This window comes from Bacillus sp. Brlt_9 (assembly GCF_051948935.1).
Lineage (GTDB): Bacteria > Bacillota > Bacilli > Bacillales > Bacillaceae_G > Bacillus_A.
Genome location: NZ_JAYJLO010000002.1, coordinates 865,859 through 878,738, shown reverse-complemented (window position 1 = coordinate 878,738; position 12,880 = coordinate 865,859). Strand labels below are relative to the sequence as shown.

The window sequence follows — 12,880 nt, the reverse complement described above, 5'->3', positions numbered from 1 at the left end:
CATGGTTCGCCTATTTTTAGACGATTCATGCACCTTTTTATCCTACTAATTGCATGCGGTAACATTACCACCTACAATACGGGTAAATAGCCGAGAGATGTACATCCCTCTACTTAAACTCCATTTTATTTTCGAATAAAGTTTTGTGTGTAAAATTTATCGTATACCCCGACACCTAACCCTGTAAATTGTTCATTTAACAAATTCTTTCTATGACCTTCACTATTTAACCAACCTTGCACCGCCGCAATTCCATCACTATGTTGCGCAGCTATATTCTCACCAGCAAGTTGAAATCCTACTTTCCCGCGCTGCAAACGATCTCCTAACGTACCTAGTGTAGGTGAATCGTGTGAAAAGTAATTATTATCTTTCATGTCTTTACTATGACCAATAGCCACATCTGCCGTTTGTTGATCCCATGTTAATAACGGCAACTCATGACGACTTCGAATAATATTTGTTAAATCAAAAATTTGTTGCATATTTCCATTCTCTATTTGTTTCATTTTCTCTGGAGTTAATGGTTGTTCTGCTAATAATTCACCTGAATAAACAAGCTGATACGGTCTTTGTCGTAATAACGTTTCGTCATCCATATACCGAACACCAACAAGCTCATGTGTAAAATGATCAAAATATAATTGTGCCCAGCCATCTTCTACAGGTATTAATGGTTGTTCCATCACTTCGGTATCAGATAACTCAAATTGATAACTATTCTTCCCTCTTTTTAACGAAATCTCATGAGAGAGTGGATTCTTTTTATACACATCTTCATACTTTTCATTTATATAATAAGGCGGTACTTTAACTTGCTCACCCGCAACATACGCCGTTACAACTTTACGTTCAGCAACCCCAAATTGAACATACTGAGCTAAATCTTGACTGTACACCCACCATTCATATCCGTAAGCAGACGGCTCTATTCGAGAAGGTTCTCCCCATTTTGCTAATAAATTTTCAGAGTCCCCGCCAATCATATTTAAAACCGTATTTGAAGAGTCTTCATTTACTTGCTTTTTCTTTTTCACAATTTTATTTTCTTGCTTTGATTGAGATGGGGTTAATATATATTGTGAAACGAGTAATTTCCCGTATAAATCAACAGCTAAAATTAAAACTGTAATCATTACGATACGCAATAATTTCTTCAATCGATATACCTCCTGCACAAAACATAAAATTGAGATATACACAAATCCTTTTCTTTCCTTTTTTGTGTGTACCGTACTCTTTTCACTATATCATATTTTCGTAAAAAAAGTCTGGATTATCCCTTTTCTCTCAATATGAATTGCACTTTCTTATTATTCATACTATTATAAAAATAATGATGTAACATTAAACAAGGAGGTATTATATGCAATTTACAAATACGAAATTTAATGGGGCAGTCGTTGATTTAACACTATTAACAGAGATTATGGAGAAAAACCATTTTGTCCTTGCTGGACAATGGGATTATGAACGAGTTACATACGATTATAAATTCGAAATATTAAATGATGTTTATTATTTACGCGTACAAGGTTTAGCTGTTGAAGGTGACGTTGGTAGTAGACACGCTGAAATAAAGCTACTTCCTCCCTTATTAGGCAAACATTATTATCCTCACGGCGTTGAATATGGTGATGGTGAAACTTTCCCAACGAATGTACTTCAAAAAAGCGAACAACTCCTACAAAATGTTGAAAAAGAGTTAAAAGAATTCCAAATCATTGAATAAAATAAAAATGAGTGCATCAAGTATGATGCACTCATTTTTATTTCGTCTGTAAATACGGAGGTAATTGTTGCAACTGTTCTTTATCCTTTTCACGCTCTCTACGTGCCCACCTAAAAAATACATAGCCAATAATCGTACCGTACACTATTTCCTGGACAATTTTCATAATGATGCCGCCTGTTTGTTGATCTTGCACGACCGGCATCCAGTGTAAAAATTCCGGTCCAGTTATATTTAAATCAGATAAAGTTCCTGCTGGTACACATAGCTCCATCGCCTTCATCCAAGCAGCCGAATCCGTATACGTTGCAAATAACGGTGCCGTCGCAAAAATGATTAACGCGCAAGCTGGCGTTAATAATATACCGTTAGCAAACATATAACCAAGTTTCTTTATATCACTTAACGTTTGATATTCTGGTAATGGATTTAGCATCGGCCACCACATCATGATTGCTGTAAAGAACAATATAGCGAGACAAATAGGATGAGCAATTTGACTTTGTTTTACTGTATCAAAAACAACTGGTAAATGATAAAAAGAAAACAGGCCATTAAATACAAACAATGCAATAAGTGGCTGAGCAAATATCTTCAATATAATTTGCACGAACTTAAAAGAAGTAATATAACGATATAACCAAACTGGTATACCAAGCAACAATAACGGCGGAACGGCAATATACATGACTGCCATTTCAAACATATGTGCACTAAATATAATATGACCAATTAAATCAATAGGCCCTCCCTTTACAAAATACAAAAGTACAATTCCGGTCGTAAAATAAAAAACTTGCTTCTTACTTACCTTTGTCGCATGTTCAAATCGCATTCTATATGGCCCAATAATTAAAAAGTACCCGACAAGGATTGAAAGCATAAATAGTAAAAAGATCGGACTCCATAGAGCTTGAAAACCAAATATCCACAAGTTACTCATTGTCACACCTACCTTCTTAAGGTTACCCTTTCACATAACATGAAGAGGGAGCTGTGGCGACACAAGCTCCCTTATTCTTCACTTTTCAAATCCACACAATTGTCATAAAAGCTAAAATTGTAATTAACCCGATTAACAGACCAGAATAAAGAAAGAAACTCGCTGCTTCATGTCCTTTATGACTCATATGCATAAAATAATACAATTGAAAAATCACTTGTACCACCGCTAATAGTAAAATAAATGGTACTGAGAAAGTCGGACTAAAAGTTTTCGGATATGCTACTGCTGCAAATGCAACTAATGTTAAAAAAATCATTAATGCAAATGTAATAACTTGATGCTTCATTTCCTCCGCACTTTTTCTCTTCCGATAAACAAGATCAACTTTAGGATTATTCGTTTGCTTTATCGCCATTGTTTATCCCACCATTCCCATCAAATATACTACAGTGAAAATAAACACCCAAACTACGTCAATAAAGTGCCAATAAATCGATGCAACATAAAACTTCGGTGCATTGTATAAATTTAGACCTCTCTTCGCATTTCTAAAGATTAATGTTAAAATCCAGCATAATCCAAACAATACGTGGAGTCCATGTGTACCAACAAGAGCATAAAAAGCAGAACCAAATGCACTACTTCTCATAGTATGCTTAAATTCATGCGTATAATGATAAAACTCATATATCTCAAATCCTAAAAAACCTAAACCTAACAGCACTGTTACGAGTAGCCAAAGTTGCATTTTTTTAAAGTTAAAGTTTTTCATATGATACATCGCATATACGCTCGTTAAACTACTCGTTAATAAAAGCATCGTCATAATGAAAACGAGTGGCATTTGGAACATCTCTTGAGATGTTGGTCCACCATTTGTAGAATTCTTTAACGCCAAATATGTGCCAAATAAGGAAGCGAACAATACTGTTTCGCCTCCAAGAAATAACCAAAAACCGACAAACTTATTTTTCCCCTCAAGGGTTGCTTTTTCAGGCTCTGCTGGAAATGTTTCATTCGTTAATTTTTCATCTACATGCATTATGCCTTGCCCCCCTTATCTTCTAAATCTTCCTTATGAATATGATATCCATGATCATCGATTACTGAACGTAGGAACATTGCACCAAATGTAATGATTAAACCGATAATTGCTACTAATAACCAAAACTTATCTTTTCCACCCTGCATATACATTGCACCGAATGCCGCTATAAACAATCCTAAAGAAATGACAAATGGTGAAAATGATGGATTCGGCATATGAATATCACCAACTGGTTCCGCCGCTGTCATCTCTTTATTCCCTTCACGTTTTTCAATCCAAAACGGATCTAACCCGCGAACAAATGGTAATTGTTTAAAGTTATATTCTGGTGTAGGCGCTGGCATTGTCCATTCTAATGTACGTGCATCCCATGGATCTCGACCAGCCTTTTCTTTTGAAACTGTCGTTTTAATTACATTGAATAGAAGAACGATCGTTCCAAGAGCCATAAATATCGCTCCAATTGAACTAATCATATTCCCCATTTCCAACCCTTGGCCTTCAAGATATGTGTAGTAACGACGTGGCATACCAATTAACCCAAGGAAATGCTGAATAAAGAACGTTAAATGGAAACCGATAAAGAATAGCCAAAATGTTATCTTCCCTAACGTTTCATTCAATACTTTATTAAACATTAGTGGCCAATAATAATGAGCTCCGGCAAGTAAACCAAATACAACACCGCCGACGATTACATAATGAAAGTGAGCTACTACGAAATAGTTATCATGAAATTGATAATCCGCTGGTGCAGATGCTAACATAACACCTGTAACTCCTCCCATTACGAATGATGGAATGAAAGCTACCGCCCACATCATCGGTGTCGTAAAACGAATACTTCCTCCCCACATTGTAAAGAGCCAGTTGAATATTTTAATACCGGTCGGTACTGCAATCGCCATTGTTGCAACTGAGAAGATAGCATTTGCAACTGGACCAAGCCCAACAGTAAACATATGATGCGCCCATACCATAAATCCTAAAAATCCAATCAATACTGTCGCGAACACCATCGACGAATAACCAAATAATCGTTTTTTCGAAAATGTCGCGAAGATTTCTGAGAATATTCCGAAAGCTGGGAGTATAAGAATGTATACTTCTGGATGACCGAAAATCCAGAATAAATGCTCCCATATAATCGTATTCCCGCCCAATGCTGGATTAAAGAAACTTGTTCCAAATAAACGATCTAGCATTAATAGTCCTAATCCTACAGTTAACGGTGGAAAAGCAAATAATATTAGTGAAGATGTTACAAATGTCGTCCATGTAAACATCGGCATACGCATATACGTCATCCCAGGTGCACGCATATTAATAATAGTTACAAGGAAGTTAATACCTCCAATTAATGTACCAATACCAGAGATTTGTAAGCCGAGTACATAAAAATCAACACCATGGCCTTTAGAAGCTAAAGCTAAAGATGCATAAGATGTCCATCCTGCATCAGGTGCTCCACCTAAAAACCAACTTAAATTTAAAAATACTCCACCAAAGAAAAATAACCAAAATCCAAGTGAATTCAAAAACGGGAACGCTACATCACGTGCACCAATTTGAAGTGGTACAGCGGCGTTCATAAATGCAAACACGAGTGGCATAGCTGCGAGGAAAATCATTGTTGTACCGTGCATCGTTAATACTTGATTATAAGCATCCCCAACAAGGAAAGCGTTGTTAGGAATCGCTAATTGAAGGCGAATAAATAGAGCTTCTATTCCGCCTATTACAAAAAACAATCCACCTGCAATTAAATAGAGAATGGCAATCTTTTTATGGTCTACTGTCGTTAAATAATCCCATATGACAGCACCCATCCCCTGTTTTTTTGCTACAGAACTCACGTTTTCAACCTCCCCTTCGCGAATAATCCCTCTTTACTTTTCAACTTTTAACGTTTGTAAGTATGCATTTAATGCATCAATTTGATCATCCGTTAAGTTGCCATATTTACCAGTCATTTTATTTCCTGGTTTCATATTTTCAGGATCTTTCAGCCATTTTTTTAAGTTTTCTTCATTGTTTTCGGCAATACCGGCAACTGTATCGCGATCCGCAAAGTTTGCTAAGTTTGGTGCGATACGAGCGGAAGGTGGTCTACTATCATTAGATCCAACTGCGTGACAACCAATACAGCTTTTATTAAATATTTCTTGGCCTTCTTGCGCCTTCGTTGAAGCTACTTCTTTCTTCCCATCAATCTTCTTCATATCAGCAAGCCACTGTTTGTACTCGCTTTCATCTAAAGCTTTCACTTTGAATTGCATTAAAGAATGTGATGGGCCGCAAAATTCTGTACAAAAACCATTATAAGTGCCCGATTTATCTGCCTTTAACCACATTTTGTTCACATTATCTGTGTTTGTATCCATTTTCCCAGCTAAAGATGGAACCCAAAACGAATGTTTAATATCGGCACCCTTCAAATTCAAATACACTTTCTTACCTGTGGGGATGACTAAATCTTGAGAAGTTACTATTTTTTCTGATTTATAAGAAAATTCCCACCAATAAAGATTCGCTGTTACATCAACAACGATAGTATCTTTATCAATATTCTTTTTCTCCATCGCACTTACATCAGCAAGTTTGAATGTATATGTAACCGTCGGAACAGCTAAGATTAACAAAAGAATAATCGGAATAACTGTCCATATAATTTCTAGTTTGTGATTCCCTTCAACTTGCTCCGGAATATAATCTTCCTGACCTTTCTTTTGTCGGAAACGCACAATTACATATAAGAAAATAATAGTAACTACTAGTACTACTCCTACCATGATTGCACTTGCTAGTAAGAGTAGATCATATTGCATTTTTGCTACTTCTCCTTGCGGAATTAAAGTAGATTGAAAGGCTTTACCGCATCCCCCTAACAGTAAAGCCAGCAGTGAAACGAACGAAAGCAGTCGCCACTGTTTCTTCATACAAACAACCCCCACTTTCCTTGTGAATTAGATTGTACTTTATAGTTAAGTAAAGTAAATCTCAACGTAAAGAAATCCAATTATGCTGTTGTCTTAGAAGAATGTAACTACAATCATTGATACAAATAAGATTGTTAAATAATTTAGGGAATAAACAAACATTTGTACGGACCATTTGATGTCATCTTGCTTACGGAAGCCATAAAATCCTAAAACGATCCATCCGATGTTAAGCAGTGTTGCAATTACCATAAATGTTATCCCTAGTCCACTCATATAAAATGGTAGTGGTAATAAACATACTGTCCAAATCATAATTTGGCGTTTCGTAATTTCAAATCCATGAACTACAGGAAGCATTGGAATTCCTGCATTTCGATATTCATCAACACGTTTCATCGCTAATGCAAGGAAATGTGGGATTTGCCAAATAAACATAATTAAAAATAACATCCAAGCAATTGGATGACCTAAAGATGGATCGATTGCTGCCCATCCAATTAAAGGTGGAACTGCACCAGAGATACTACCTACAACCGTATTTAGTGTATACTTTCTCTTTGTCCATAAACTATATAGAACAACATATGTGAAAGCACCAATAAACCCCATTAATACTGCCATTGGTGTTGTTAATAATAAAAATACAAATCCAAGAAGTAATATAACTAATCCAAATGTAAGTGCAAATCCTGGTTTATACTTTCCAGTAACCGTTGGACGGGTCTTTGTTCTTTCCATTAATGGATCGATGTCTCGATCAATGTAGTTGTTCAAACAACATACCCCTGCCATAACTAATCCAGAACCAACGATTGTAAAGAATAACTTATCCAGATTGTCCATCACACTTAATCCATTAAAGTGTAATGCCAACCAAAATCCTGTAAATACAGTAAGTGTATTTGAGTTTACAATCCCCATTTTAACGAGTGCTTTTAAATCTTGTAACCGAGTTGTTTCCGGTACACTTGTAACAGCAGACTCATCATGCAGCTCACTTGTTGCATGGTTCATCACTTTAACCCCCTCTTAAAACTTTCATCTTTCTTTTTGCGCCTATTTCAAATGAAATATTTCGCTTCTATATAGCAATATTATTACAGTAGAAACATTGTTAACCCATTCTACTACTAATCTACGCCCATACTCCAATATATTAAATCATATTTCCCGAACATTTTGTGAAGAAAACATGAACTTTTTGTGTCGAATGTAAAAAACTTAATTCTTACTTATCCATATCATAACATGATGTTACCTTCTATCATAAACTTTTTTGTCATATTTAACACGTATTCTCCCCATTTCTTTTCAAAATAGCCTATTTTTCACCTAAAAATTTCCTTATACATCTTATTTCCACACCCATTTTCTCTCCCCTGTCTCCACCCGCCATTTCTTTGCTATTTTATTATTTTTTATATATCATAGGAACTAGCGCGTTTTATTCTATACATAATGGAATGAAAATATTTCGCAATAACTTCATAGCAGAAAGATGGTGAAAGAGATTGCAACGCTTTATTAAATGGTTAGCAGTCATTACGAGTCTTGATTTATTAATAGTTTTATTAGGAGGCGCCTTAGTTACAAAAACAGGTTCTGGCCAAGGATGCGGTAAATCATGGCCGCTTTGTAACGGTGAATTTGTTCCATCTAATTTATCAATGGAAACTATTATTGAACTAAGTCATCGCCTTACATCAGGATCAGCAGGAATTCTTGTCACTCTCCTTTGTATTTTGTCCTGGAAATATTATAAACATGTGCGCGAAACAAAAACGTTAGCAATTTTATCCTTCGTATTTTTAGTTGCACAAGCATTAATGGGAGCCGCAGCAGTTGTTTGGGGGCAAATGCCAGCTGTACTTGCTATCCATTTCGGTATTTCCTTAATTTCATTTGCTTCTGTTATTTTATTAACGTGTCTGATCTTTGAAATTGACCAAAAATTCGATGCACGTTCACTTATTATGGACAAAAAAATGAAATTTCATATTTACGGTGTAACAATTTACTGTTATCTCGTTGTCTACACAGGAGCTTTAGTACGTCACGAACGAGCTAGCTTAGCCTGTCCAGACTTTCCTTTATGTAGCAAAAATAGACCTATGCCAACTCAGTTACATGAATGGGTTCAAATGGGACATAGAGTTGCAGCGATGTTAATTTTCGCTTGGATACTATACGCGATGATTCTCGCTATTCGTCATTACAAGCAGCAGCCTGTCGTATACTGGGGATGGATTATTTCATTTATCCTTGTTACACTTCAAGCTATCGTAGGAATTTTAGTCGTATATACAAATGCTAGTTTAGCAATGGCATTATTACATTCACTATTCATTTCTTGCTTGTTTGCTGTACTGTGCTATTTAGTTATGTTAGGTACAAGAAGTAAAGTGAATGCAAAAGAATCTGCATCAACTTCTAAACAAACAAAATAAATCCACATTAAAATACCTTGCCGAATTGGCAAGGTATTTTTTCTTAATAAAGAAAAAGAGCTGCATTTACACAGCTCTTTTCTATTTTAGTGATCTAATTCAATAAGTAAGTCACCCGTTTGAATTGCATCTCCATCGTTAACATATACTTTTTTCACTTTACCATTGAACGGCGCTTGAACTGTCGTTTCCATTTTCATCGCTTCTGTAATTGCCATAGAATCGCCTTTTTTCACTTCATCGCCTTCTTTTACAACTACTTTAATAACCGTTCCTGGCATTGTTGCGCTAATGTGGTTTGGATTTTCACGATTTCCTTTCACACGTTGTGCCACTGTTGCTTTCACACTTTCGTCTTTCACAACAATCTCACGTGGTTGACCGTTAAACTCCAAGTAAAGAACACGATTTCCATCTGGCTGAGGCTCTCCAATTGATACTAGTTTAACCATCAACGTTTTACCTTGTTCAATTTCCACATCGATTTCTTCACCAAGTCTCATGCCATAGAAGAATGTCGCTGTATCAAGAACAGATACATTTCCATAAAGCTCAGCGACTTTTTCGTAATCCATAAATACTTTTGGATATAATGCATATGCAACTACATCAAAAATCGTCACTTCGCGTCCAAGTTTATGGAATAACTCTTCTTTTAACGCGTCGAAATCTACTGGCTCTAATAATTCACCTGGTCTTACTGTTAATGGCTCTTTCCCTTTTAAAATAATTTCTTGCAATTGTTTCGGGAAACCACCATATGGTTGTCCTAAATCTCCTGAGAACATTTCAACAACAGATCCCGGGAAGTCCATAGAATGCCCACGCTCTAAAACATCTTGTTCTGTCAGATGATTTTGAACCATAAATAATGCCATATCACCGACAACTTTTGATGATGGCGTTACTTTAACGATGTCACCAAACATGTCATTCACACGTCGATACATTACTTTTACTTCATCGAAGCGATCGCCTAAACCAACCGCTTTCGCTTGTTGTTGTAAATTACTATACTGTCCGCCTGGCATTTCGTGCATATATACCTCTGTATGAGGAGCATTCATACCACTTTCAAACGGTGCGTAGTATTTACGTACATCTTCCCAGTAATGAGATAGTTTTTCTAATGAATCTATATTAACGTCTGGCTGTCTTTCGTTTCCACCTAACGCATAGTATAGGGTGTTCGCACTTGGTTGTGACGTTTGACCAGCCATAGAACTCACTGCTACATCGACAATATCAACACCTGCTTCAATTGCTTTCGTATACGTTAATATACCATTCCCACTCGTATCGTGTGTGTGCAGGTGAATCGGAATCGATACCGTCTCTTTTAACGCTGAAACTAGATCATATGCCGCATTTGGTTTTAGTAAGCCCGCCATATCTTTAATACCTAAAATGTGAGCTCCTGATGCTTCCAACTCTTTTGCTAAATTTTTATAGTAGTTTAAATCATATTTACTACGTAACGGATCATGAATATCTCCTGTGTAACACATTGTTGCTTCTGCAATTTTACCAGTATCTCGTACAGCATCAATCGCAACTCTCATACCTTCTACCCAGTTTAAACTATCAAAAATACGGAACACATCAATTCCAGCTTGAGCAGAACATTCTACAAACTTTTGAATTAAATTATCCGGATAGTTTTTGTAACCAACTGCATTTGAAGAACGAAGTAACATTTGGAATAAAACGTTTGGCATTTTTTCACGAAGATCTAGTAATCGTTCCCATGGATCTTCTTTTAAGAAACGATACGCAACATCAAACGTTGCACCGCCCCACATTTCCGCTGAGAATAGGTTCGGTAACATTCTCGCTGTCGGTTCTGCAATTTGATGTAAATCTTTTGTACGAATACGAGTTGCAAGTAATGACTGATGTGCATCACGGAATGTTGTATCCGTTAAAAGTACACGTTTTTGATCTTGTACCCATTTCACTAATCCGTCCGCTCCACGCTCATCCAAAATTTGTTTCGTTCCATTTTGGATTGGCTCAGAATGTAATACATTCGGGATACGAGCATCCGGGAAAATTGGTTTCTCTTTTTTTCCTACTCCCGGGAAACCATTTACTGTTACTGTCCCAATGTAATTTAACATTTTCGTTCCGCGGTCTTTACGTTTCGGGAACAAGAATAGTTCAGGTGACGCATCAATAAATGAAGTGTCGTATTCTCCTGACAAGAAGTTTTTATGTTTTACTACATTTTCTAGGAATGGGATATTTGTTTTAATACCACGAATACGGAATTCTTTTAAGTTACGTTCCATTTTCGCAGCAGCTTGTTCAAAAGTAAGTGCCCATGTTGTAACTTTTACAAGTAAAGAATCATAGTACGGTGTAATAACAGCACCTTGGAAACTATTACCTGTATCAAGACGAACACCAAAACCACCACCTGATCGGTATGCCATAATTTTCCCTGTATCCGGCATGAAATTATTTAGTGGATCCTCAGTCGTTACACGTGATTGTATTGCAAATCCATGTACAACAACTTCCTCTTGCTTTGGAACACCAACTATTTTGCTATGTAATGCATGTCCATCAGCTATTAAAATTTGTGATTGAACGATGTCTACTCCTGTAATCATTTCTGTAATCGTATGTTCAACTTGAACACGTGGATTTACTTCAATGAAATAGAAATTATCATCTTTTACAAGGAATTCAACTGTTCCTGCGTTTAAATAGTTTACATTTTTCGTTAACTTCACAGCAGCGTCACAAATACGTTGACGCAAATCATCTGAAAGTGACACACTAGGTGCAATTTCTACAACTTTTTGATGACGACGTTGTACAGAACAGTCTCGCTCGTATAAATGAACAACATTGCCCTCTTCATCTGCTAAAATTTGAACTTCTATATGTTTAGGTTTTTCAACGAATTTTTCTACGTATACTTCATCATTACCAAAGGCTGCTTTTGCTTCTGACTTCGCTCGATTATACGATTCTCTTAATTCTTCACTAGTACGTACAATACGCATACCACGACCGCCACCGCCAAGGGAAGCTTTAATAATAATCGGGTAATCATACTTTTCAGCAAATTCTTCGACTTCTTCTATTGAATCTACTGGACCATCACTACCAGGAATAACTGGAATTTGTGCTAGCTGCGCTTGTGTTCTTGCTTTCACTTTATCTCCAAACATATCTAAATGCTTACTCTTTGGACCGATAAAGATAATTCCTTCTTCTTCACAACGTTTTGCGAATTGAATATTTTCTGACAAGAAACCATATCCAGGGTGGATTGCATCTACATGATTACTTTTCGCAATCTCAATAATGCCCTCAATATCTAGATAGGCATCAATTGGCTTTTTCCCTTCCCCAACTAAATAGGACTCATCGGCTTTATAACGATGATAAGAACCACTATCCTCTTTAGAATAGATTGCAACTGTTTTTAATCCAAGTTCCGAACAAGCTCGAAACACACGAATTGCAATCTCTCCACGGTTAGCTACCAATACTTTTTGAATACGTTGCAGCTTTGTCATGATTTTCCCCCTCTACTTTCCTACCACTCTAGAGATAAAATATATACACACCATAAAGAGCGTGAAGTTCTTCACTTTCTACATTATATTATACTTAGAAAGCTTCACTTTATTTTTATCCATCATACCTTATTTTTTAACAAATGATAAGTTTTCTGATCAATTTGTTTCACAAAAATAGTATAGCATACCTCTTCCTTTTCTAACAACTAAAAGGTATATCACATTAAAT

General features: G+C 36.3%; 10 protein-coding genes. 2 read left to right on the top strand and 8 right to left on the bottom strand.

Features of this window, described 5'->3' with window-relative positions; genetic code table 11:
* Positions 1 to 125: 125 nt before the first annotated feature.
* Positions 126 to 1,160 carry a CAP domain-containing protein gene (locus VF726_RS10935; RefSeq protein WP_166701977.1) on the bottom strand — a complete coding sequence of 345 codons (1,035 nt, stop codon included), beginning with the start codon at positions 1,158 to 1,160 and terminating at the stop codon, positions 126 to 128.
* Between the two features lie 206 nt (positions 1,161 to 1,366).
* Here VF726_RS10935 and VF726_RS10930 point away from each other — a divergent pair, with 206 nt between their 5' ends.
* Positions 1,367 to 1,732, top strand: a complete 366-nt coding sequence (locus VF726_RS10930) for a YugN family protein (protein WP_087958552.1) — start codon at positions 1,367 to 1,369, stop codon at positions 1,730 to 1,732.
* Between the two features lie 37 nt (positions 1,733 to 1,769).
* Here the strand turns inward: VF726_RS10930 and ctaG are convergent, their stop codons facing one another.
* From ctaG to ctaB, 6 genes are all read right to left on the bottom strand, one after another.
* Positions 1,770 to 2,675 (bottom strand): cytochrome c oxidase assembly factor CtaG, encoded by a 906-nt coding sequence (ctaG, locus tag VF726_RS10925; protein ID WP_440167987.1) that lies wholly within the window; start codon positions 2,673 to 2,675, stop codon positions 1,770 to 1,772.
* 85 nt (positions 2,676 to 2,760) lie between these two features.
* On the bottom strand, positions 2,761 to 3,093 hold the full coding sequence (gene ctaF, locus VF726_RS10920) for a cytochrome c oxidase subunit IVB (RefSeq protein WP_000985699.1): 333 nt from the start codon (positions 3,091 to 3,093) through the stop codon (positions 2,761 to 2,763).
* A gap of 3 nt (positions 3,094 to 3,096) precedes the next feature.
* The gene (gene ctaE, locus VF726_RS10915; RefSeq protein WP_000557861.1) at positions 3,097 to 3,720 is read right to left on the bottom strand and encodes a cytochrome c oxidase subunit III; all 624 of its coding nucleotides are present in this window, start codon (positions 3,718 to 3,720) and stop codon (positions 3,097 to 3,099) included.
* Positions 3,720 to 5,555: a cytochrome c oxidase subunit I gene (gene ctaD / locus VF726_RS10910; RefSeq protein ID WP_176539115.1), complete on the bottom strand. Its 1,836-nt coding sequence runs from the start codon at positions 5,553 to 5,555 to the stop codon at positions 3,720 to 3,722. Before ctaD ends, ctaE begins: the two co-directional genes overlap by 1 nt.
* 60 nt (positions 5,556 to 5,615) lie before the next feature.
* Complete coding sequence (coxB, locus tag VF726_RS10905; RefSeq protein ID WP_048530648.1) at positions 5,616 to 6,665, bottom strand: cytochrome c oxidase subunit II; 1,050 nt, start codon at positions 6,663 to 6,665, stop codon at positions 5,616 to 5,618.
* Positions 6,666 to 6,758: 93 nt separating this feature from the next.
* Positions 6,759 to 7,682, bottom strand: a complete 924-nt coding sequence (gene ctaB / locus VF726_RS10900) for a protoheme IX farnesyltransferase (RefSeq protein ID WP_087958549.1) — start codon at positions 7,680 to 7,682, stop codon at positions 6,759 to 6,761.
* Positions 7,683 to 8,179: 497 nt separating this feature from the next.
* On the opposite strand from ctaB, the gene ctaA reads away from it, so the two are divergent.
* Positions 8,180 to 9,115: a heme A synthase gene (gene ctaA / locus VF726_RS10895; protein ID WP_440167983.1), complete on the top strand. Its 936-nt coding sequence runs from the start codon at positions 8,180 to 8,182 to the stop codon at positions 9,113 to 9,115.
* An 86-nt stretch (positions 9,116 to 9,201) separates the two neighbouring features.
* Here ctaA and pyc read toward each other — a convergent pair whose 3' ends face one another.
* A complete protein-coding gene (gene pyc / locus VF726_RS10890; protein ID WP_166701972.1) occupies positions 9,202 to 12,648 on the bottom strand; it encodes a pyruvate carboxylase in 3,447 nt (1,148 codons plus the stop codon).
* Positions 12,649 to 12,880: the final 232 nt, after the last annotated feature.